General features: G+C 65.1%; 21 protein-coding genes. 3 read left to right on the top strand and 18 right to left on the bottom strand.

Annotated features, from left to right (window positions below; translation table 11 throughout):
- Nucleotides 1-15 precede the first annotated feature (15 nt).
- Nucleotides 16-1,287 (top strand): acyl-CoA dehydrogenase family protein, encoded by a 1,272-nt coding sequence (locus BMW87_RS02515; protein WP_093056564.1) that lies wholly within the window; start codon nt 16-18, stop codon nt 1,285-1,287.
- 81 nt (nt 1,288-1,368) lie between these two features.
- On the opposite strand, the gene BMW87_RS02510 is transcribed toward BMW87_RS02515, so the two are convergent.
- The 5 genes from BMW87_RS02510 to BMW87_RS02490 form a co-directional block, all read right to left on the bottom strand.
- On the bottom strand, nt 1,369-1,851 hold the full coding sequence (locus tag BMW87_RS02510; protein ID WP_093073897.1) for a GNAT family N-acetyltransferase: 483 nt from the start codon (nt 1,849-1,851) through the stop codon (nt 1,369-1,371).
- Entirely contained in the window at nt 1,848-3,185 is a 1,338-nt protein-coding gene (gene glmM, locus BMW87_RS02505) for a phosphoglucosamine mutase (protein WP_093073895.1), read from the bottom strand. Before glmM ends, BMW87_RS02510 begins: the two co-directional genes overlap by 4 nt.
- Nucleotides 3,182-4,000 (bottom strand): dihydropteroate synthase, encoded by an 819-nt coding sequence (folP, locus tag BMW87_RS02500; RefSeq protein ID WP_177192734.1) that lies wholly within the window; start codon nt 3,998-4,000, stop codon nt 3,182-3,184. Before folP ends, glmM begins: the two co-directional genes overlap by 4 nt.
- A gap of 115 nt (nt 4,001-4,115) precedes the next feature.
- Nucleotides 4,116-6,032: an ATP-dependent zinc metalloprotease FtsH gene (gene ftsH / locus BMW87_RS02495; protein ID WP_093056561.1), complete on the bottom strand. Its 1,917-nt coding sequence runs from the start codon at nt 6,030-6,032 to the stop codon at nt 4,116-4,118.
- Between the two features lie 167 nt (nt 6,033-6,199).
- Entirely contained in the window at nt 6,200-6,868 is a 669-nt protein-coding gene (locus BMW87_RS02490; protein WP_093073893.1) for an RlmE family RNA methyltransferase, read from the bottom strand.
- A gap of 33 nt (nt 6,869-6,901) precedes the next feature.
- On the opposite strand from BMW87_RS02490, the gene BMW87_RS02485 reads away from it, so the two are divergent.
- Both BMW87_RS02485 and BMW87_RS02480 read left to right on the top strand, forming a co-directional pair.
- Entirely contained in the window at nt 6,902-7,381 is a 480-nt protein-coding gene (locus tag BMW87_RS02485) for a YhbY family RNA-binding protein (RefSeq protein ID WP_093056559.1), read from the top strand.
- 41 nt (nt 7,382-7,422) lie between these two features.
- A complete protein-coding gene (locus tag BMW87_RS02480; RefSeq protein ID WP_256216626.1) occupies nt 7,423-8,142 on the top strand; it encodes a glycosyltransferase in 720 nt (239 codons plus the stop codon).
- Nucleotides 8,143-8,173: 31 nt separating this feature from the next.
- On the opposite strand, the gene BMW87_RS02475 is transcribed toward BMW87_RS02480, so the two are convergent.
- From BMW87_RS02475 to bamA, 13 genes are all read right to left on the bottom strand, one after another.
- Nucleotides 8,174-8,590 carry a DUF4149 domain-containing protein gene (locus BMW87_RS02475; protein ID WP_093056557.1) on the bottom strand — a complete coding sequence of 139 codons (417 nt, stop codon included), beginning with the start codon at nt 8,588-8,590 and terminating at the stop codon, nt 8,174-8,176.
- Nucleotides 8,591-8,601: 11 nt separating this feature from the next.
- A complete protein-coding gene (gene greA / locus BMW87_RS02470; protein ID WP_056581276.1) occupies nt 8,602-9,078 on the bottom strand; it encodes a transcription elongation factor GreA in 477 nt (158 codons plus the stop codon).
- 66 nt (nt 9,079-9,144) lie between these two features.
- A complete protein-coding gene (locus BMW87_RS02465) occupies nt 9,145-10,014 on the bottom strand; it encodes a Kdo hydroxylase KdoO (RefSeq protein ID WP_093073889.1) in 870 nt (289 codons plus the stop codon).
- Nucleotides 10,015-10,022: 8 nt separating this feature from the next.
- The gene (gene carB / locus BMW87_RS02460) at nt 10,023-13,271 is read right to left on the bottom strand and encodes a carbamoyl-phosphate synthase large subunit (protein ID WP_093073887.1); all 3,249 of its coding nucleotides are present in this window, start codon (nt 13,269-13,271) and stop codon (nt 10,023-10,025) included.
- Nucleotides 13,264-14,457 (bottom strand): glutamine-hydrolyzing carbamoyl-phosphate synthase small subunit, encoded by a 1,194-nt coding sequence (carA, locus tag BMW87_RS02455; RefSeq protein WP_093056554.1) that lies wholly within the window; start codon nt 14,455-14,457, stop codon nt 13,264-13,266. Before carA ends, carB begins: the two co-directional genes overlap by 8 nt.
- A gap of 142 nt (nt 14,458-14,599) precedes the next feature.
- On the bottom strand, nt 14,600-15,385 hold the full coding sequence (locus BMW87_RS02450; RefSeq protein WP_093073885.1) for a TrmH family RNA methyltransferase: 786 nt from the start codon (nt 15,383-15,385) through the stop codon (nt 14,600-14,602).
- Nucleotides 15,386-15,392: 7 nt separating this feature from the next.
- The gene (gene rnhB, locus BMW87_RS02445; protein ID WP_093075158.1) at nt 15,393-16,118 is read right to left on the bottom strand and encodes a ribonuclease HII; all 726 of its coding nucleotides are present in this window, start codon (nt 16,116-16,118) and stop codon (nt 15,393-15,395) included.
- On the bottom strand, nt 16,090-17,238 hold the full coding sequence (gene lpxB / locus BMW87_RS02440; RefSeq protein WP_093075161.1) for a lipid-A-disaccharide synthase: 1,149 nt from the start codon (nt 17,236-17,238) through the stop codon (nt 16,090-16,092). The genes rnhB and lpxB overlap by 29 nt, the downstream gene beginning before the upstream one ends.
- Nucleotides 17,239-17,248: 10 nt before the next feature.
- On the bottom strand, nt 17,249-18,037 hold the full coding sequence (gene lpxA / locus BMW87_RS02435; RefSeq protein WP_093073883.1) for an acyl-ACP--UDP-N-acetylglucosamine O-acyltransferase: 789 nt from the start codon (nt 18,035-18,037) through the stop codon (nt 17,249-17,251).
- 29 nt (nt 18,038-18,066) lie between these two features.
- Nucleotides 18,067-18,516, bottom strand: coding sequence for a 3-hydroxyacyl-ACP dehydratase FabZ (gene fabZ, locus BMW87_RS02430; protein ID WP_013541729.1), 450 nt, complete (start codon nt 18,514-18,516; stop codon nt 18,067-18,069).
- Between the two features lie 23 nt (nt 18,517-18,539).
- Entirely contained in the window at nt 18,540-19,517 is a 978-nt protein-coding gene (gene lpxD / locus BMW87_RS02425; RefSeq protein ID WP_093073881.1) for a UDP-3-O-(3-hydroxymyristoyl)glucosamine N-acyltransferase, read from the bottom strand.
- Nucleotides 19,518-19,531: 14 nt separating this feature from the next.
- Nucleotides 19,532-20,077 (bottom strand): OmpH/Skp family outer membrane protein, encoded by a 546-nt coding sequence (locus BMW87_RS02420; protein ID WP_093056550.1) that lies wholly within the window; start codon nt 20,075-20,077, stop codon nt 19,532-19,534.
- Nucleotides 20,078-22,510: an outer membrane protein assembly factor BamA gene (gene bamA, locus BMW87_RS02415; protein ID WP_093073879.1), complete on the bottom strand. Its 2,433-nt coding sequence runs from the start codon at nt 22,508-22,510 to the stop codon at nt 20,078-20,080.
- Between the last annotated feature and the right edge of the window lie 17 nt (nt 22,511-22,527).

The raw sequence follows: 22,527 nt of genomic DNA, 5'->3' as shown, positions 1-22,527 counted from the left end.
CACCAGGAGACGAAGATGGATTTCGAATACTCGGCCAAGACCAAAGACCTGCAGAAACGCGTCCAGGCGTTCATGGACGACCACATCTATCCGGCCGAAGCCGAGTACCACGCCGAACTGGCCGCCAACACGGTGGCCGGCAAGCGCTGGTCGGCCCTCAAGACGGTCGAGAAGCTGAAGGACAAGGCCAAGGCCCAGGGCCTGTGGAACCTGTTCCTGCCGGTCGACAGCGCCGCCGCCTCGGGCTATGAAGGCGCGGGCCTGACCAACCAGGAATACGCCCCGCTGGCCGAAATCATGGGCGCAGTGCCGTGGGCAAGCGAAGCCTTCAACTGCTCGGCGCCCGACACCGGCAACATGGAGACCATTGCGCGCTACGGCTCGGACGAGATCAAGGCACGCTGGCTCAAGCCGCTGCTCGAAGGCCAGATCCGCTCGGCCTTCGCGATGACCGAGCCCGAAGTTGCATCGAGCGACGCCACCAACATCTCCACGCGCATCGAACGCCAGGGCGACGAGTACGTGATCAACGGCCACAAGTGGTGGATTTCCGGCGCGGCCGATCCGCGCTGCGCGGTCTTCATCACCATGGGCAAGAGCGACCCCGACGCGCCCCGCCACTCGCAGCAAAGCATGATCGTGGTGCCGGCCGATGCCAAGGGCATCCGCATCGTGCGCCCGCTGAACGTGATGGGCTACGACGACGCGCCGCACGGCCACGTCGAGATGTACTTCGAGAACGTGCGCGTACCGGCCGGCAATATGCTGCTCGGCGAAGGCCGCGGCTTCGAAATCGCCCAAGGCCGCCTTGGCCCGGGACGCATCCATCACTGCATGCGCCTGATCGGCCTGGCCGAGCGCGCGCTCGAACTGATGTGCAAGCGCGCCTCGTCGCGCGTGGCCTTCGGCAAGACCGTGGCCTCGCAGACCGTGACGCAGGAGCGCATCGCCGAAGCCCGCTGCAAGATCGACATGGCCCGCCTGCTCACGCTCAAGGCCGCCTGGCTGATGGACGTGGCTGGCAACAAGGTCGCCAAGAACGAGATCGCGATGATCAAGGTCGTCGCACCGTCGATGGCCTGCCAGGTGATCGACTGGGCCATGCAGGTCCACGGCGGCGGCGGCATGTGCGACGACTTTCCGCTGGCAGCAGCCTATGCCGGCGCGCGCACGCTGCGCTTTGCAGACGGTCCGGACGAAGTGCACCGCAACGCGATCGCCAAGTGGGAGCTGGGCAAGTACGCGCCGAACAAGGCCGACGCCGAAATGCCGGTGACGCGCTTCTGATTTGACTTGCTCCCTCTCCCCTTGGGAAGAGGGCTGGGGTGAGGGCCGACGGCGATTAATTCGTCTCGGCCCTTTTTCTTTTCAGAGCTTCTTCTGCAGGAAGACGGCGCTCCCGAACGCCGGATCGAGCTGATAGCCCATGAACCCTTCCCGCTCGTAGGCGCGCAGCGCGGGCGCGTTGCCCGACAGCACCTCGAGCGTGAGCTTGCAGGCACCGCGCCTGCGCGCCTCCTGCTCCACCTGCGCGAACATCTTCTGCGCCACGCGCTGCCCGCGGTGGCTGGGCAGCACGACCACGTCGTGCACGTTCACCAGCGGTTTGCAGGCGAAGGTCGAGAAGCCCTCGATGCAGTTGACCAGGCCCACGGGCTGCCCACCGTCGTAGGCCAGCACGCTGAAGGCCTGGGGACGTGCCGCCAGTGCCGCGGGCAGGCTCTTGCGCACATCGGCATCGAGCGGTGTGCCGCCGCCGGCCGGGTCGCTGGCATAGGCATCGAGAAGGTCCACCAGAGCGGCAGCCTGCGCGGCGTCGCGGTAGTCCACCACGAAGGTTTCGATGCTCATTTCGCCGGCTCCAGCGTGGCGGCGAGGCGCCTGGCACACGACTCGGACTGCTTCGCATCGCGCGCCTCGACCATCACTCGCACCAGCGGCTCGGTGCCGCTCGCACGGATCAGCACGCGGCCGCTGTCGCCGAGTTCGGCCTCGATGCGCTGCGTTTCGCTTGCGAGCGCCTTGTTGGCTTTCCAGTCCTGGTCGGGCGCGAGGCGCACGTTGATCAGCGTCTGCGGGAACAGCGTGACGCCTTCGAGCAGCTGCGCCACGGTCTTGCCGCTGCGCACGCAGGCCTGCAGCACCTGCAGTGCGCTCACGATGCCGTCACCCGTGGTGTGGCGGTCGAGTGCCAGCAGGTGGCCGGAGCCCTCGCCGCCCAGCAGCCAGCCGCGCTTGTCGAGCTCTTCGAGCACATAGCGGTCGCCGACCTTGGCGCGCACGAACTCGATGCCATGCCCGCGCAACGCGACTTCGACGGCCTTGTTGGTCATGAGCGTGCCGACCACGCCCACCGGCTTCTCGCCGCGCGCGATGCGCTCTGTCACCATGAGGTAGAGCAGTTCGTCGCCGTTGAAGAGCCGCCCGCTGGCATCGACCAGCTGAAGGCGGTCGGCGTCGCCGTCGAGGGCAATGCCGTAGTCCGCCCGCTGCGTCGTCACCGCGGCTACCAGGGCCTCGGGATGCGTGGCGCCGAAGCCCTTGTTGATGTTGAGCCCGTCGGGCGAGACACCGATGCTGGTCACTTCCGCGCCCAACTCGTGGAACACGTTGGGCGCCACCTGGTAGGCCGCGCCGTGCGCCGCATCGACCACCAGCTTCATGTCGCGCAGGGTCAGGTCGTTGGCGAAGGTGCTCTTGCAGAACTCGATGTAGCGGCCCGGTGCGTCGTTGAGGCGGCGGGCCTTGCCAAGATTGGCGGAGTCCACCCACACCGGCGCTTCTTCCAGTACGGCTTCGACGGCCAGTTCCCAGGCGTCGTCGAGCTTGGTGCCCTGCGCGCTGAAGAACTTGATGCCGTTGTCGGGGTAGGCGTTGTGGCTCGCACTGATCACCACGCCGAGGCTCGCGCGCTGGGCGCGCGTGAGGTACGCAACGCCAGGTGTGGGCAGCGGGCCGAGCAGGACCACGTCGACACCGGCCGAATTGAAGCCCGACTCTAGTGCCGACTCGAGCATGTAGCCCGAGATGCGCGTGTCCTTGCCGATCAGCACCGTAGGGCGTGACTGGGTCTTCTTGAGCACGCGGCCAACGGCGTGCGCTAGGCGCAGTACGAAGTCTGGCGTGATGGGCGCCTGGCCGACAGTGCCACGGATGCCGTCTGTGCCGAAATATTTGCGAGTCATGGTGTTGATGTCTGCTCTTGTGTTTGTTGTTGTGACTCTTGCGCCTTCATGGCGCGCCATACCGCGAGCGCAGCGACCGTGTCGCGCACGTCATGCACGCGCACCACAGCCGCGCCCCGGTCCACAGCCAGCACGGCAGCAGCGACGCTGGGCACGATGCGCTCCCCCGCCGCCTCGATGCCGGTGACCGCGCCGATCGACGACTTGCGCGACCAGCCCAGCAACAGCGGATAGCCGGCGGCAAGCAGCTCGCGCTGGCGTGCCAGCAAGGCGAAATTCTGCGCCACCGTCTTGCCGAAGCCCACGCCGGGATCGAGCGTGATGCGCGAATGGTCGACCCCCTGCGCGCGCAGAAGTTGCACCTGCGCCGTGAGGAAAGACAGTACCTCGGGGATCACGTCGCCCGCCATGGGCACAGCCTGCATGGTCTGCGGGTCGCGGTGCATATGCATCAGGCAGACGCCGCACGAAGGGTGTGCCGCAACGGCTTCACGCGCGCCCGGCTGGCGCAGCGCCCAGATGTCGTTGACGATGTCCGCGCCCAGGTCGAGCACCGCGCGCATCACCTCCGGCTTGTAGGTGTCGATGGAGATCGGCACGTTGAGCTTCACCGCCTCGCGCACCACGGGCAGCACACGCGCCAGTTCGGCGTCGAGCGGCACCGCGGGGCTGCCAGGGCGGGTCGATTCGCCGCCGATGTCGAGGATGTCGGCGCCCTCTTTCAGCAACTGCTCGCAGTGCTGCAGCGCGGCCTGGGTAGAAGCGTGGGCACCACCGTCCGAGAACGAATCGGGCGTGACGTTGACGATGCCCATCACGCGCGGCTGCGCGAGGTCGATGCGAAATCGCGAGGTCTGCCACAGCCCGCCGGATGGCGCCCCATGGAAAACGGGGCCAGAGGCCCCGTTGTTGCTTGATGCCAAGTCCACCTCAGGCCGCAGTGGGCGCCGGGTCAGGGTTGACTGCCGGCGTGCCGCCGCTGCCACCACTGCCCGAAGGCGGGATGCGCGGCGTCCAGTCCTTGGGCGGGCGCGGTGCGCGGCCGGCCATGATGTCGTCGAGTTGTTCGCTGTCGATGGTTTCCCATTCGAGCAGCGCCTTGGCCATGGCGTGCATCTTGTCGCTGTTCTCCTCGATCAGGCGGCGCGCCAGGGCGTACTGCTCGTCAATGATGCGGCGCACTTCGGAGTCGACCTTTTCCATGGTCTGCTCGCTCATGTTCGTGGTCTTGGTGACCGAACGGCCCAGGAACACTTCGCCTTCGTTCTCGGCGTAGACCATCGGGCCCAGCGCGTCGGTCATGCCGTAGCGCGTGACCATGTCGCGGGCGATGGAGGTCGCGCGCTCGAAGTCGTTGCTCGCGCCGGTGGTCATCTGGTGCATGAACACTTCTTCGGCAATGCGGCCACCGAACAGCATGCTGATCTGGTTCAGCATGTATTCGCGGTCGTAGCTGTAGCGGTCTTGCGCAGGCAGGCTCATGGTCACGCCGAGGGCGCGGCCACGCGGAATGATCGTGACCTTGTGGACAGGGTCGCACTTGGGCAGCAGCTTGCCGATGAGGGCGTGGCCGGACTCGTGGTAGGCCGTGTTGCGGCGCTCTTCCTCGGGCATGACCATGCTCTTGCGCTCGGGGCCCATGAAGATCTTGTCCTTGGCCTTCTCGAAGTCCTGCATCTCGACCACGCGCGCATTGCGGCGGGCGGCCATCAGGGCGGCTTCGTTGCAGAGATTGGCCAGATCGGCGCCGGACATGCCGGGCGTGCCACGAGCGATCACGCTCGGATTCACGTCCTGGCCCAGCGGGACCTTGCGCATGTGCACGCCGAGAATCTGTTCGCGGCCGCGAATGTCGGGCAGCGTGACGTACACCTGACGGTCGAAGCGACCGGGGCGCAGCAGAGCGGCGTCCAGGATGTCGGGGCGGTTGGTGGCTGCCACCACGATCACGCCGAGGTTGGTTTCGAAGCCATCCATCTCGACCAGCATCTGGTTGAGCGTTTGTTCGCGTTCGTCGTTGCCGCCGCCGAGACCGGCGCCGCGCTGACGGCCCACAGCATCGATTTCGTCGATGAAGATGATGCAAGGAGCGTTTTTCTTGGCGTTCTCGAACATGTCGCGAACACGGGCCGCGCCCACGCCGACGAACATTTCAACGAAGTCGGAACCCGAAATCGAGAAGAAAGGTACCTTGGCTTCGCCGGCGATCGACTTGGCCAGCAGCGTCTTGCCGGTGCCGGGAGGGCCAACAAGCAGCAAACCGCGGGGAATGCGGCCGCCGAGCTTCTGGAAGCGCTGTGGGTCTTTCAGGAAGTCGACCACTTCACGGACTTCTTCCTTGGCCTCGTCGCAGCCCGCGACGTCCGCAAAAGTGACCGTGTTGTTGTTCTCGTCCATCATGCGGGCCTTGCTCTTGCCGAAGCTGAACGCCCCGCCCTTGCCGCCGCCCTGCATCTGCCGCATGAAGTAGATCCAGACGCCGATCAGCAGCAGCATCGGGCCCCAGCTGACCAGCAGCGTCATGAGCAGCGAGCTCTCTTCGCGCGGCTTGACGTCGAACTTGACGTTGTGGTCGATCAAGTCGCCCACGAGGCCACGGTCGAGCACCGTGGCGGTCGTGCGGATCTTGCGATCGTCATTGGTGACTGCGACGATCTCGCCGCCGGCAGCGCCCTCAGGAATGACGGCACTCTTGACCTGGTTGTTGCGGACCTGGTCCAGAAACTCGGAGTAGCTGACTGTCCCCGAGCCGACGCCACCGCGGGTGTCGAACTGCTTGAACACAGTGAACAACACCATGGCAATGACGAGCCATACGGCAACTTTGGAAAACCACTGATTGTTCAAACGAAGCTCCAGGCTAAAGCGCGTGACAGTTAAATGAAAAAACGCGCTGTGGGTACGCAATTGCGCCCCATTTTAGGCTTTTCAAGCTACGAAAAGCGGGCATTTCCCTAATGCAGCCATAGCCTGACAAGGGTTTGCGCCACAAACGCACTCTCAGCGGCAAGGTATCAAGGCGTATCCGGGGCCTTCAGGCTCATGCCGACCAGGAAAGTCTCGGCTGATTTATCCCGCGACGCCTTGGGCTTGAAGGGCTTCACGATGCGGAAATTCGCCTTGAAGAGCTTCACCAGCTCGTCGTAGCCGCTCCCGTGGAACAGCTTTGCCACCAGCGCCCCCTCGGGCTTCAAGTGGTGCTGCGCAAAATCGATTGCAAGCTCGATCAGGTGCGCCACCCGGGCGGCGTCGGCCGAATGGATGCCCGACAGGTTGGGTGCCATGTCCGACACCACCAGGTCGGCCTTGCGGCCTGCCAGGACACCCAGCAACTGTTGCAGCAGCGCATCTTCGCGGAAATCCCCCTGCAGGAAGGTCACGCCCTCGATGGGCTCCATCGGCAGGATGTCGAGCGAAACGATGGTGCCATTCAACTCGCCGGCCGCAGCGCCGCCGGGCGACATGCGCCGGCGCAGGTACTGGCTCCAGGCGCCGGGAGTGGAGCCGAGGTCCACCACCAGCTGGCCCGGCTTGACGAGACCGAGCGACTCGTCGATTTCCTTGAGCTTGTAGGCGGCGCGTGCGCGATAACCCTCCTTGGTGGCGAGCTTCACGTAGGGGTCGTTGATATGGTCGTGAAGCCACGCTTTATTGACTTTTTTGCTTTTGGCTTTGGTGCTCATGAGGGTCTTCGTGTACGCGTCGATAATACGGGGATGCCCGCCATTCAACTTACCCCTGCCGAGCGCAAGGTGCACCGCGCCGAAGCTCACCACCTGGATCCGATCGTCATGGTCGGTGGAGACGGGCTTACCCCTGCCGTGAAAAAAGAAGCCGACGCGGCGCTCAAGGCCCATGGCCTGATCAAGATCCGCGTCTTCTCCGACGACCGCCTCGCCCGCGACGCCATGCTGCGCGAACTGTCCGACGAGCTCGATGCCGCTCCCATTCAACACATCGGCAAGCTGCTGGTGCTGTGGCGCCCGAAGCCCGAAAAGGAGCGCGTGGTCGATGAAGACCGCATGCCCGGCCCGCGCGACGTGAAGATCGTCAAGTACAGCAAGCGCGGCGGCCAACGGCCTGAAATCAAGACCCTGCGCGTGCTCGGCAACCAGCGCCTCACGCCCGGCGGCACCATCAAGCGCGCCAAGGCCAAGCGGCCCCTGTCGGCCAAGAAGCGTAACCAGGCGGACTGAGCTTGGTGGCAGCGCAAGGCGCCCAGCGCCATATTCTCTGCATGAAGTGGGGCACGAAATACGGCCCCGAATACGTCAACCGGCTCTACGCGATGGTCCGCCGCAACCTCAGCGGCGACTTCAAGTTCGTGTGCCTGACCGACGATGGCAACGGCGTTCGCCCAGAGGTGACCTGCCTGCCGATTCCGCCGCTCAACCTGCACCTGGCCCCTGGCCAGCGCGATGGTGCCTGGAAGAAGCTCACGACCTTCGAGCAGGACCTGCACGGCCTGCGCGGTCCCGCCCTCTTCCTCGACCTCGACGTGGTCGTGGTGGGCAGCCTGGACGCCTTCTTCGAGCAACCCGGTGAATTCCTGATCATTCACGACTACGCCCGCCCCTGGCGGCGCGAGCGAATCACGGGCAATTCGTCGGTCTACCGCTTCGAGCTGGACGCCCACGCCGACGTGCTGGCGTATTTCCGCGCCAACATGGACAAGGTCCAGGCCGAATACCGCAACGAGCAGGCCTACCTGTCGGACGTGCTCCACAACCAGGGCAAGCTGGCTTACTGGCCCGACGGCTGGTGCCCGAGCTTCAAGTACCACGGCATCCCGACCTGGCCGACCAACTACTGGGAAGAGCCTTTCGTGCCCGAGGGCGCACGCATCATGGTGTTCCATGGCGAGTGCAATCCGCCGGACGCACTTGCGGGCCGCCGTAACCGGGCCTTCCGGTTCATCCGGCCGGCGCGCTGGGTCGCGAAGTACTGGAAAGAGTAAGCACGGAGGCGGCTGCTGCCGCCTCTGCCATTCAGTCTGGCTTGCGGGCGCCCATGCGCCAGAGCAGCACGCCGACGCACACCCACTGCACAAGGTACATGCCGCTGCCCACGGCGTGCCACAGCTTGAGGTTCTCGCGCGCCAGGATGCGAGGCGCCACGGCGTACTGCTGAAGCAGCGCCAGCAGCAGTGCTCCCAGAATGAAAAAGATGGCGGTCATCGCTGGCCCGCTCATGCGATCGTCGGCCTTGGCCCTGAAGTGAATCAGCAGGATCAGCCCACAGCCGATCGCGATCCAACTCTGCGCCTCGAACAACTGGCCGGCAAAGTTGCCCGCCACCGATGGGTTGCCAAGCCTTGCGAACAGCAGCGGCACCACCAGGAAACCGATCGTGGTGAGGCTGCCCCACCAGAAGGCGGCCAGCATCAGCGCAACGCGGTCTTTCATGGGTCGAAGAATCAGAGGTAGCGAACGGCCACGATCTCGTAGCGCTTGAGGCCGCCAGGAGCCTGCACTTCGGCGGTGTCGCCCTCTTCCTTGCCGATGAGCGCGCGCGCGATCGGGCTGGAAATGTTGATGAGGCCGAGCTTCAGGTCGGCTTCGTCTTCGCCGACGATCTGGTACTTCACGGCTTCGCCGCTTTCCTCTTCCTCGAGCTCGACGGTCGAGCCGAACACCACCTTGCCGCCGGCATCGAGCTCGCTCGGGTCGATGATCTGCGCGGCCGACAGCTTGCCTTCGACTTCCTGGATGCGGCCTTCGATGAAGCCCTGGCGGTCCTTGGCGACTTCGTATTCGGCGTTTTCGCTCAGGTCGCCCTGGGCGCGTGCTTCGGAAATTGCATTGATGACCCAGGGACGGTCCACCGTCTTGAGCTGATGCAGTTCGGCGCGCAGTTTTTCAGCGCCGCGCTTGGTGATGGGGATGGTTGCCATGTTGTTGGTTCTCCATAAAGCGAAACCGCCGAACGCTGCCGTTCGGCGGTCGATTGAGGGAATTGATCAGACGAGTGTGCGTCCGGTCAGCCGGCTCAGGATGGCGAGCGGGCTCGATTCGGGATTGTATTGCTTCGAAGCGGCCAGATGAAGGGTCTGCTCGAGCATGTATTGGCCCGCCATCACGGCGTGCGAGGTCTGGTCCGAGAAGCACACCCACACCGAGCCGGGCGGGAACCTGGCGGTTTCCTGCGGCGAGTTTTCCTGGTACGCCATGTCCGACTTCATGCCGTCGTGCAGCTGCAGCATCAGGTGGTCGTACTCGCTGCGGAACGACTTGGTCACGCGCAAGGCGCGCAGCAGCTTTGCCTGCCAGCGCACATAGGGCTTGGCGCGCGGCAGGAAGCGCTTGGCAACGTCCTCGAACGGCTCGCCCACGCGCCACACCCGCGGCGCGCCTTCAGGGTTGACATTGGTGAAGACGCGCAGGATGCGCTCGCCGTAGTTCGGCCGCGACGGGAATGAATCGACGTGCAAACGCCTGTCGTCGGCGCGCCATGACTGCACCCGCGTCTCGACCTTCGCCGGTCGGTAGCTGGTAGGTGCGAGCCGCAAGGCGGGCGTGTAGTGCGGCAGCAGCCCGTGAATCAGCTGCGTGGCCTGCGCCCGAAAGCGCCCCACCATTGCAGCCGCCATGCGCTGCACCGCCTCGTCGCCAACCGCGCCCTTGAGCTTGCCGCTGGCGTCGAGGCTGATGTTGCGCACGTCGGGCGACAGCAGGCTGGGCGTGAGCAGGCTGCGCTCTTCGGGCAGCAGCTCGAAGCCCAGGCGCGGAAAGTACAGCACCTTGCCCGCTTCCAGTTCCGCGATCCACGCCTCGTTGGGCGTGGCTGCGTTCCAGTCCGTCAGGTCCAGTTCGACGAGCTGCGTTTCCATGATGACGCTCAGGCCGAGGCCAGTTGCGCGTGCATCTCCTGCACCGAGATCACGCCGAGTTCGTCCATGAAGCCCATGCCCTCGACCGCGGCTTCGGCACCGAAGATCGTGGTGAAGGTAGTCACACGCGCCAGCAGTGCCGAGGTGCGGATCTGCCGCGAGTCGGTAATCGCGTTGCGGCGCTCTTCCACCGTGTTGATGACCAGAGCAATCTCGTTGTTCTTGATCATGTCCACGATGTGCGGGCGACCTTCGGTCACCTTGTTCACCGTTGCGCACTCGATGCCGGCGGCGCTGATGGCGGCGGCCGTGCCCTTGGTGGCAATCAGCTCGAAGCCCAGCTTCGCCAGGCCGCGCGCCACTTCGACCGCGCGCGCCTTGTCGTTGTTCTTCACCGAGATGAAGACCTTGCCCGACTTCGGCAGGTGCGTGCCGGCGCCCAGTTGCGACTTCACAAAGGCTTCGCCGAAGGTCTTGCCCACGCCCATCACTTCGCCGGTCGACTTCATCTCGGGGCCGAGGATGGTGTCCACGCCCGGGAACTTGACGAACGGGAACACGGCTTCCTTCACGCTGAAGTACGGCGGCGTCACTTCCTTCGTGATGCCTTGCGACTTCAGCGACTGGCCTGCCATGCAGCGTGCCGCCACCTTGGCGAGCTGGATGCCGGTGGCCTTGCTCACATAGGGCACGGTACGCGAAGCACGCGGGTTCACTTCGAGCACGTAGATGACGTCCTTGCCGTCCTTTTGCTGGATCGCGAACTGCACGTTCATCAGGCCGACCACGTTCAGCGCGGCCGCCATCGCGGAGCTCTGGCGCTTCAGCTCGGCCACGGTGTCGGCGTTCAGGCTGTAGGGCGGCAGCGAACAGGCGGAGTCGCCCGAGTGCACGCCGGCCTGTTCGATGTGCTCCATCACGCCGCCGATCAGCGTGCCGCCTTCGGCGTCGCGGATGCAGTCGACGTCACACTCGACGGCGTCGTTCAGGAAGCGGTCGAGCAGCACCGGCGAATCGTTGCTGACCTTGACGGCTTCGCGCATGTAGCGCTCGAGGTCGCGCTGCTCGTGCACGATTTCCATCGCGCGGCCGCCGAGCACGTAGCTCGGGCGCACCACCAGCGGATAACCGAGGGCCGCAGCCTTTTCGAGAGCTTCGGGTTCGGTGCGCGCGGTGGCGTTCGGCGGCTGGCGCAGGCCCAGCTCGTGCAGCAGCTTCTGGAAGCGCTCGCGGTCTTCGGCCGCGTCGATCATGTCGGGCGAGGTGCCGATGATCGGCACGCCATTCGCTTCGAGGTCGAGCGCGAGCTTCAAAGGCGTCTGGCCGCCGTACTGCACGATCACGCCGAGCGGCTTTTCCTTGTCGACGATCTCGAGCACGTCTTCGAGCGTGAGCGGCTCGAAATACAGGCGGTCCGAGGTGTCGTAGTCGGTCGACACGGTCTCGGGGTTGCAGTTGACCATGATGGTCTCGTAGCCGTCCTCGCGCATGGCGAGCGCGGCGTGCACGCAGCAGTAGTCGAACTCGATGCCCTGGCCGATGCGGTTGGGACCGCCGCCGAGCACCATGATCTTCTTCTTGTCCGTCGGGTCGGCTTCGCACTCGTCCTCGTAGGTCGAGTACATGTAGGCCGTGTCGGTCGCGAACTCGGCCGCGCAGGTGTCGACGCGCTTGTAGACCGGGCGCACGCCCAGGGCGCGGCGCTTCTCGCGGATGGCCGTGTCGGTGGTCTTGAGCTGTTTGGCGAGGCGGCGGTCGGAGAAGCCCTTTTTCTTCAGCGCCAGCAGCGTGTCGCGGTCGATGTCGTCGAGCGACTTGGTTTCGAGCTCGAGTTCGATCTTCACGATCTCTTCGATCTGCACCAGGAACCACGGGTCGATCTTGGTCAGCGCGAACACTTCGTCCACGCTCAGGCCCATGGCGAAAGCATCGCCCACGTACCAGATGCGCTCGGGGCCGGGCTCGCCCAGCTCCTTTTCGAGCACTTCGCGGTCTTGCGTCTTCTCGTTGAGACCGTCCACGCCCACTTCGAGGCCGCGCAGGGCCTTCTGGAACGACTCCTGGAAGGTGCGGCCCATGGCCATCACCTCGCCCACCGACTTCATCTGCGTCGTGAGACGCGAGTCGGCCTGCGGGAACTTCTCGAACGCGAAACGCGGGATCTTGGTGACCACGTAGTCGATCGACGGCTCGAACGACGCGGGCGTGGCACCGCCGGTGATTTCGTTGCGCAGCTCGTCGAGCGTGTAGCCCACGGCCAGCTTGGCCGCGACCTTGGCGATCGGGAAGCCCGTGGCCTTGGAGGCCAGCGCCGACGAACGCGACACGCGCGGATTCATCTCGATGACGACCATGCGGCCGTCCTTCGGGTTGATGGAGAACTGCACGTTCGAGCCGCCGGTGTCGACGCCGATCTCGCGCAGCACGGCCAGCGAGGCGTTGCGCAGGATCTGGTATTCCTTGTCGCTCAGCGTCTGCGCGGGGGCCACGGTGATCGAGTCGCCGGTGTGCACGCCCATGGGGTCGAGGTTTTCGATCGAGCAGACGATGATGCAGTTGTCGGCCTTGTCACGCACGACTTCCATCTCGTACTCTTTCCAGCCGAGCAGCGATTCTTCGATCAGCAGCTCGTTGGTGGGCGAGGCTTCGATGCCGCGCTTGCAGATGGTCTCGAATTCTTCCGGGTTGTAGGCGATGCCGCCGCCGGTGCCGCCGAGCGTGAAGCTGGGGCGGATCACAGTCGGGAAGCCGACCGACTTCTGCACGGCCCAGGCTTCGTCCATCGAGTGCGCAATGCCGGAACGGGCCGAGCCCAGTCCGATCTTGGTCATCGCGTCCTTGAACTTCAGGCGGTCTTCGGCCTTGTCGATGGCTTCAGGCGTGGCGCCGATCAGCTCGACCGGCTTGTTGGTGGCCGCGCCGGTGTACTTGTCGAGCACGCCGTTGCGCCACAGGTCGAGCGCGCAGTTCAGCGCGGTCTGGCCGCCCATGGTCGGCAAGATCGCGTCGGGGCGCTCCTTGGCGATGATTTTCTCGACCGTCTGCCAGGTGATGGGCTCGATGTAGGTGACGTCGGCCGTGGCCGGGTCGGTCATGATCGTCGCGGGGTTGCTGTTGATCAGGATGACCTTGTAGCCCTCTTCGCGCAGCGCCTTGCAGGCTTGCACGCCGGAGTAGTCGAACTCGCAGGCCTGGCCGATGATGATCGGGCCGGCGCCGATGATGAGGATCGATTTGAGGTCTGTGCGCTTAGGCATTCTCTTTCTCCGTCTTTTCCGTCTTGTTCTTTTCCATGAGTGCCGTGAAGCGATCGAACAGGTAGCCGATGTCGTGCGGACCCGGCGAGGCTTCAGGGTGACCCTGGAAGCAGAACGCGGGCTTGTCGGTGCGCGCCAGGCCCTGCAGCGTGTTGTCGAACAGGCTGATGTGCGTGGGACGCAGGTTGGCCGGCAGCGACTTCTCGTCGACTGCGAAGCCGTGGTTCTGGCTGGTGATGCTCACGCGGCCGTTGTCGAGGTCCTTCACCGGATGGTTCGCGCCGTGGTGGCCGAACTTCATCTTGAATGTCTTCGCGCCGGAGGCCAGCGCCATGATCTGGTGGCCCAGGCAGATACCGAAGGTGGGAATGCCGGTCTCGATCAGTTCCTTGACGGCGCTGATGGCGTAGTCGCAGGGCTCCGGGTCGCCGGGGCCGTTGGCCAGGAAGATGCCGTCTGGCTTGAGCTTGAGCACGTCGGCCGCGGGCGTCTGCGCCGGCACCACGGTGATGCGCGCGCCGCGCTGGGCGATCATGCGCAGGATGTTCTTCTTGACGCCGTAGTCGAAGGCAACGACGTGGAACTTCGGCGTGATCTGCACGCCGTAGCCCGAACCCAGCTTCCACTCGGTTTCGGTCCATTCGTAGGTCTGCTTGACCGACACCACCTTGGCGAGGTCGAGGCCCGACATGCTCGGCGCGGCCTTGGCGGCGGCGATGGCCTTGTCGATCAGCGCCTGCGTGACGGCTTCGCCTTCGGCCAGGCCCAGGATGCAACCGTTCTGCGCGCCGTGGGTGCGCAGGTGGCGCGTGAGCTTGCGGGTGTCGATGTTCGCGATGGCCACCGTCTTGCCGGACACGAGGTATTCGGTCAGCGTGGCGGTCTTGCGGAAGTTGGAGGCGACGAGGGGCAGGTCCTTGATGATCAGGCCCGCGGCATGGATCTTGTCGGCTTCGATGTCTTCCCCGTTGACGCCGTAGTTGCCGATGTGCGGATACGTGAGCGTCACGATCTGCTGGCAGTAGCTCGGGTCGGTGAGGATTTCCTGGTAACCGGTCATGGCGGTGTTGAACACCACTTCACCGGTCGTGGAGCCGGCGGCTCCGATCGAATTGCCTTGAAAGACCGTGCCGTCTGCGAGCGCCAGGATGGCGGGCGGGAAACTTCCCTTGAGAGACAAAAGCACTGGGTTCTCCGGATGGTTACGGTCGCCCGGAGCCCCAGGCGCGTTGCCTGCGAGCTGCTGCTTAAGGGGATTTTGGCGTTAAAGGCGGCCGGGCGACGCTGATTTGCGAGTAAGCCCCCGATTGTAGCCCGGACTGAGTGTGTTATCTGGCCTGCAGGGCTGCTCCGCTCGCATGCAGGCAGATTGCGGCGGCAGCGGCCACGTTGAGCGACTCCTCGCCGCCCGGCTGCGCAATGCGGATGTAGTGCGTCGCCCGGGCTTCCAGCGCGGGCGAAACGCCCTGCCCCTCGTGGCCCATGAGCCAGGCGCAGGGATGCGGCAGTTCGGCATTGTGGAGCCACTCGCCGTGGTGCGAACTGGTCGCCACCAGCGGCACTTTCAGGCCGTCGAGCACGTCGGCGTCCACGCCTTCGATCAGCCGCAGGCCGAAATGGGCACCCATGCCGGCGCGCAGCACCTTCGGAGCCCACAGCGCGGCCGTGCCCTTGAGCGCGATCACCTGGGTGAAGCCGAAGGCGGCGGCACTGCGCAGGATGGAGCCGGCGTTGCCGGCGTCCTGCAGGCGGTCGAGCACGACGCTGGGGGCGTCGGGAATCAGTTCCGGGCGGGATGGCAGGTCGAGCACGAAGCCCATGGGCGCAGGCGATTCCAACCCGCTGACGCCGCGCAGCAGGTCGTCGGCAACCACTACGGTTTTGATAGCACCACTCGCCCATTCAGCAGGCGCTTGGGGCCAGAAAGACTCCGAAAACACGGCAATCGCGGGCTTGACGCCCCGCGCCAGCGCCGCCCGACACAGATGATCGCCTTCGAGCCAGAGACGGCCGAGCTTGCGGTAAGCACCCGGGTCCTGCGCAAGCTTGCGCAAATCCTTGAGCAGCGGGTTGTCGCGCGAGCTGATGTGGCTGGCGCCGGTGTCGGAGGTCATTGAAGGTTCAGGGGGCAGCGCGGAGATCATCGAGGCGCACGGCCTCGACGGCGCCGATCATCATCGCCGGCTGCTCAGATTCGGCCGGCAGCACCACATTCAAGACGCCGCCCGTGCGGGCGAGCGCCGCGGCCACCGGGCTGAACGACCTGCGGTGGTGCACACAGGCGCCATGGCGCTGCAGCGCTTCCAGGTGTTCGGGTGTGCCGTAGCCCTTGTGGCCGGCAAAGCCGTAATGCGGAAATTCGGCATGCAACTGCTCGCACAGTCGGTCGCGGTGCACTTTCGCCAGGATCGAGGCAGCGGAAATGGCCTTCACCCGCGAATCGCCCTTGACGATGGCTTCGGCCAGCACGTCGAGCGTGGGCAGGCGATTGCCGTCGACCAGCACCTTGACGGGCTTCAGCCGCAGCCCCTCGACCGCGCGACGCATCGCGAGCATGGTGGCCTGCAGGATGTTGTGGGTGTCGATCTCTTCGACGGTGGCCTGCGCGATGGAACAGCACAGCGCCTTCGCCAGGATCTGGTCATGCAAGCGTTCGCGCTGCAGGGCCGTGAGAGTCTTGGAATCGGCCAGGCCGCGAATCGGCCGCAGGTCGTCGAGGATCACGGCCGCAGCCACCACCGGGCCGGCCAGGGGACCTCGCCCCGCCTCGTCGACGCCCGCCATCAGCCCCGGTGCGTCCCACACCAGCGGGGCCTGCTCAGCCTTCAAGAACTTTCTGGATCGCATCGGCGCAAAGTGTCGGCGTATCGCGCTGCAATTGCACATGCAGCTCTGAAAATCTTTGTTGCAAGGCTTGCGTTTTCCCGGGCGCATCGAGCCAGGCCAGTGTGGCCTGGGCCAGCGCCTCGGGCGTGGCGGCTTCCTGCAGCAACTCCGGCACCACGAACTCGCGACACAGGATGTTGGGCAAGCCGACCCACGGCTGCAACTGCTTGCGTTGCATGAAACGCCACGACAGCGCATTCATGTTGTAGGCGATGACCATCGGCCGCTTGAACAGAGCCGCCTCGAGCGTGGCGGTGCCGCTGGCGATCAGCGTGGCGTCGCAGGCGGCCAGCGCGGCGTGCGACTGGCCATCGAGCAACTTCACGCGCCCGGCCATGCCGCTGGCCTGCAGCAGGGCCTCAACCTCGGCGCGCAGGCCCGGCAGGATGGGGGCCACGAACTGGAGGTCCGGGCGCACCTTCTGCATCAGTGCGGCTGCAGCGAAGAAACGTGCGGCCAGGTAGCGAATTTCCGAGCGGCGGCTGCCCGGCAGCAAGGCGACGACCTGCGCATCAGGCACCAGGCCTAGCGCGGCGCGTGCGGCGGCGCGGTCGGGCGTCATCGGGATCACATTGGCGATGGGATGGCCGACATAGCTCGCGGCCACGCCGTGCTCCGCCAGCAATGCAGGCTCGAACGGGAAGATGCACAAGACATGATCAGCCGCCGCCCGGATCTTCTCGATGCGCTCCGGCCGCCAGGCCCAGATCGACGGGCAGACGAAGTGCACCGTCTTCATGCCGTGGCTGCGCAGGCCGGCCTCGAGGTCGAGGTTGAAATCGGGCGCGTCGACGCCGATGAAGAGTCCGGGGCGCTCCTGCAGCAGTCGGGCCTTGAGCTTGCGGCGAATGCCGGCGATCTCGGCGTAATGCCGCAGCACCTCGATGTAGCCGCGCACCGCGAGCTTTTCCTGGGGCCACCAGCTCTGGAAGCCGTGGGCCAGCATGCGGGGGCCGCCGATGCCGGCGGTCTGGAGATCGGGCCAACGAGCCTGGAGGCCGTCGAGCAGCAGCCCCGCCAGCAGGTCGCCGGAGGCTTCACCTGCGACCAGCGCGAAACGTCGCTGTTCGTCCTTCTGCATCGCCGTCACGTCAGCGCGCGATGCCGCGCGTCGAGTTGGCGAGGAAGGCTTCCATCAGCGCGACGTCACCTGCCGCTTCCGGCATTTCCGTCGCGAGCGCGGCGATGCCCGCGCGCGCCTCTTCGAGCGTCTTGCCCTGGCGATACAGCAGGCGGTGCATCTGCTTCACCGCCGCGAGCCTCTCGGCGGAAAAGTCGCGCCGACGCAGGCCGACGACATTGAAGCCGCGCACAGCCAGCGGATTACCGTCGACCAGCATGAAGGGCGGCACATCTTGCGTGACAGCGCTGGCAAAGCCAAGCATGGCGTGGGCACCGATCGAAACGAACTGGTGAATGCCCGTGAGCCCGCCGACCGTGACCCAGTCGGCCAGGTGCACATGCCCCGCCAGCGTGGTGTTGTTGGACAGCGTGGTGTGGTTGTCGACACGGCAGTCGTGCGCGATGTGCGTGTACGCCATGATCCAGTTGTCGCTGCCCACGCGCGTCACGCCCCCCGCGCCCGGCACGCCGAGGTTGAAGGTGCAGAACTCGCGGATCACGTTGCGGTCGCCGATGACGAGCTCAGTCGGCTCGCCGGCGTACTTCTTGTCCTGCGGTATGGCGCCGAGAGACGAGAACTGGAAGATCCGGTTGTCGCGCCCGATGGTCGTGCGCCCTTCGATCACGCAGTGCGCGCCGATGGTGGTACCCGCGCCCACCCGCACGTGCGGGCCGATCACGGTATAGGGCCCGACCGACACCGAGGCGTCGAGTTGTGCCTTGGGGTCGACGAGTGCTGTCGAATGAACCTGGGTCATGCCTTGTGAAACGACTGGCTGCGGCCGGGTCAGCTGATCTGGCGCATGGCGCACATCAGCGTCGCCTCGCAGGCGAGTTCGCTGCCCACCAGGGCCCGGCCCTTGAACTTGGAAATGCCCGCCTTCATGCGCTCGATTTCGACTTCGAGCGTCAGCTGGTCGCCGGGTTCCACCGGGCGCTTGAAGCGCGCGCCGTCGATGGCGGCAAAGTAGTAGACGGTGTTGTCGTCCGGCACGATGTCGAGCGAATGGAACGACAGCAGGGCCGCGGCCTGGGCCATGGCTTCGAGCATCAGCACGCCCGGCATCACCGGGCGATGCGGAAAGTGGCCGTTGAAGAACGGCTCGTTCATCGTCACGTTCTTGAGCGCGGTGATGCGCTTGCCCTTTTCCATGTCGAGCACGCGGTCCACCAGCAGGAACGGGTATCGGTGGGGCAGCAGCTTGAGGATTTGATGGATATCGAGCGTCGTCGTCATGATTTTCTGTTCCTGCATCGTCGTCATTTTTTCGAGGGAGCTTTCTCCAGCGCCTTCAGTCGTTCGCGCAGGCTGTGCAACTGCTTGAGCGTTGCCGCATTTTTTTCCCAGCTCGCATTGTCATCGATGGGAAACATACCGGTGTACTGGCCGGCCTTGTGAATTGACCGGGTGACCACGGTCGCGGCGGATATGTGCACGCCGTCGGCCACTGTCAGATGGCCCAGCACGATGGCGCCGCCGCCAAAGGTGCAATTGGCACCAATGGTGGCGCTGCCAGCCACGCCGACGCAACCCGCCATGGCGGTGTTCTTGCCGACGCGCACGTTGTGGCCGATCTGGATCAGGTTGTCGAGCTTCACGCCGTCTTCGATCACGGTGTCGTCGAGCGCGCCGCGGTCGATGCAGGTGTTGGCGCCGATTTCGACGTCGTTGCCGATGCGCACCGCACCCAGTTGCTCGATCTTGACCCAGCGCCCCTCGTGCGGCGCGAGGCCGAAGCCGTCAGCGCCGATGACCACGCCAGGGTGCAGCAGGCAGCGCTCGCCGATGAAGCAGTCTTCACTGACCGTCACGCGCGACTTCAGCACCGTGCCCGCGCCGATGCGTGCGCCCCGCTCCACCACGCACAGCGCACCGATGCGCGCCGTGGCGTCGACCTGCGCCTCGGCGTGGATCACCGCGCTGGGATGGATGCGGTCGGCCTCCGGACGCGCGTGATGCGCCTTCCAGAGCTGCGTCAGGCGGGCAAAGTAGAAATATGGATCGGGCGTGACGATGAAAGCGCCACGCGCCGCGGCCGCCTCGCGCATGGCGGGCGAGACGATCACGCAGGCGGCCTTCGAGGCCGCCAGTTCCTGCTGGTATTTGGGATGGCTCAGGAAGCTGAGCGCATCGGGCTGTGCATTCTGCAGCGGCGCAAGCCGCTCGATGGACAGCGCCGCATCGCCATGAAGCTCGCCCCCAAGGGCGTCAACGATGGCTCCGAGCTGCAGTGACACGCCGGTTCGCGGCGTTACTTGCCGGCCGCGGGCGCAGGAGAGCCGACCGACGCGTTCAGCGCCTTGATCACCTTGTCGGTGATGTCGTGCTTCGGATTGATGTAGATCGCTTCCTGCAGGATGGCGTCGTACTTCTCGGCCTCGGCCACCTGCTTCACCACGCGGTTGGCACGCTCGTAGACTTGCTGGAGCTCTTCGTTCTTGCGCGCGTTCAGGTCTTCCTGGAATTCACGGCGCTTGCGCTGGAAGTCGCGGTCCTGGTCGACCAGCGCGCGCTGGCGCGTGACCCGCTGGCTTTCCGACAGGGTGGGCGCCTCGCGCTCGAACTTCTCAGAAGCCGCCTTCAGGGCGTCGCCTTGTGCGGTCAGGTCCTTCTCGCGCTTCAGGAATTCGGCTTCGAGCTTCGCCTGGGCAGTCTTGGCCGGCTGCGCCTCGCGCAGCACGCGGTCCGGGTTTACGAAACCGATGCGAAAGGTTTCCTGCGCCTGGGCGGGCACCGCAGCGAATGCGAGAGCGGGAATCAACAACGCGCCTGCCGCAGCGCGAATCAAATGCTTCATTTAGAAAGACGTTCCGATCTGGAATTGGAGGCGCTGAATTCTATCCTTCGGGATATACCCGGCTGTAAACGGCTGCCCCACTTCCTTCTGGGACCTGACTGGGAAGGCATAAGCAAGACGCAGCGGGCCCAGCGGTGAAATCCAACTGACGCCCAGGCCGACCGACGCGCGCAACTTCTTCTCGGCCTTCCATTGCTCGTCGGTCACGCCAGCGGCACGCGTACCGAACACGTTGCCGGCGTCGAAGAAGCCGTACAAGCGCAGCGTGCGGTCATTGCCGGCACCCGGGAACGGCGTGCTCAGTTCGGCATTGAAGACCGCCTTCTTGGTGCCACCGAGGGCTGCACCTTCGCTCTGGAGGAACAGAGGGGCATCGCGCGGCCCCAGCGAGTTCTGCTCGAAGCCACGGACGGAACCCAGGCCACCGGCATAGAAGTTCTTGAAGATCGGGTAGACCTTGTTGCCGAGCGCCTTGGCATAGCCGACTTCGCCGTTGATCGAGAAGGTGTACTGCTTGCTGATCGCGAAGAACTGCTGGTATTGGTAGTTCGTCTTGATGTACTTCATGTCCCCGGCCGCGCCCACTTCGAGGTTGGCGCGCTGCAGACGGCCCGTGGTCGGGATCAGCGCGCTGTCGCGACTGTCACGGCCCCAGCCGACGCTCAGCGGAACACCCCAGACGCTCTTCTGATCACAGCTGACCACCAGCAGGCCCGTGGCATCCTTCTGGCACTGGAAATAGGCAAGGTAAGACGGCGGCGTGTACAGACCGGAGAATGCAGTCGAACTGTTGGGATCGAACGCATAGCGCTCGAGACCGATGCCGAAGAAGACGGTATCGACTTCGCTGAACGGCACGCCAAAGCGGATGGAAGCGCCCTGATTCACCAGTTTGTAGTCGCCATCGGTGGAGGTCTGATACGGGCGCGTCGTGGTGTGGTAGAGGCTGATCGTGCGCGAGATGCCGTCCGGCGTGAAGTAAGGGTCGGTCGTGGTCACCGACAGCGTACGGTTGTACTTGCTGGTGTTGACCTGCACGCCCAGGAAGTTACCCGAGCCGAACACGTTTTCCTGCGAGATACCGAAGGTCAGCGCGACCTTTTCGGCGCTCGAGTAGCCGGCGCCGAGTTGCAGGCTGCCGGTGGGCTTTTCAGCCACGTTGACGGTCAGGTCCACCTGGTCGGGCGAGCCGGGCACTTCCTGCGTTTCGACGTTCACTTCAGTGAAGAAGCCCAGACGGTCCACGCGGTCGCGCGACAGCTTGATCTTGTCGCCGTCGTACCAGGAGGCTTCGTACTGGCGGAACTCGCGACGGATGACTTCGTCGCGGGTCTTGTTGTTGCCGCCCACCGAGACGCGACGCACGTACACGCGGCGCGAGGGCTCGGCCTGCAGCGTGAGCGCCACGCGGTTGTTCGCGCGATCGATGTCGGGGCGCGCCTGCACGCGTGCGAACGCATAGCCGAAGGTGCCGAAATAGTCGTTGAAGGCCTTGGTGGTCTCGGTGACCTGCTCGCCGTTGTAGGGCTCGCCCGGCTTGATGGTGATGAGCGACTTGAACTCGTCGTCGCGGCCGAGGTAGTTGCCGTCGAGCTTGACGCTCGACACCACGAACTTCTCGCCTTCGCTGATATTCACGGTCACCGTCAGGTCCTTGCGGTCCGGCGAAATGGCGACCTGGGTCGAGTCGATGCGGAACTCGAGGTAGCCGCGGGTGATGTAGTACGAGCGCAGCGTTTCGAGGTCGGCGTTGAGCTTGGCGCGCGAATACTGGTTCGACTTGGTGTACCAGCTCATGAAACCGCCGCTGTCCTGATCGAACAGGCTCAGCAGCGTCGATTCGCTGAAGGCCTTGTTGCCGACCACGTGCACTTCGCGGATACGGGCCGACTCGCCTTCGGTCACGGTGAAGGTCAGGTTGACGCGGTTGCGCTCGATAGGCGTGACAGTGGTCACGACCTGCGCGTTGTAGAGACTGCGGCTCACGTACTGGCGCTTGAGCTCCTGCTCGGCGCGGTCAGCCAGTGCCTTGTCGTAGGGACGGCCATCGGTCAGGCCGACTTCGCGCAGCGCCTTCTGCAGCGCGGCCTTGTCGAATTCCTTGGTGCCGACGAAATCGACGTCTGCAATGGTCGGTCGCTCTTCGACGATCACCACCAGTACGTTGCCGTTCACGTCGATGCGCACATCCTTGAACAACCCCAGGTCGAACAGCGCACGGATGGCGGCGGAACCGCGCTCGTCGCTGTAGGTATCGCCCACGCGCAGCGGCAGCGACGCGAAGATCGTACCGGCTTCGACGCGTTGCAGACCTTCGACGCGAATGTCGCGCACCGTGAAAGGCTCTACGGCCCAGGCTGCCGTGGCTGCGAGCGCACTGGCAACCACCGCGGCAACGCTACGCAGGCGAAAGCGACTGAAGTTTTTGTTCATCTGAGAATTGAGCCGGC

The organism is Variovorax sp. OV084 (genome assembly GCF_900111625.1).
Taxonomy (GTDB): Bacteria; Pseudomonadota; Gammaproteobacteria; order Burkholderiales; family Burkholderiaceae_C; genus Variovorax.
Note: the sequence above shows the minus strand (reverse complement) of the source record. Positions and strands in the feature narration are given on the sequence as shown.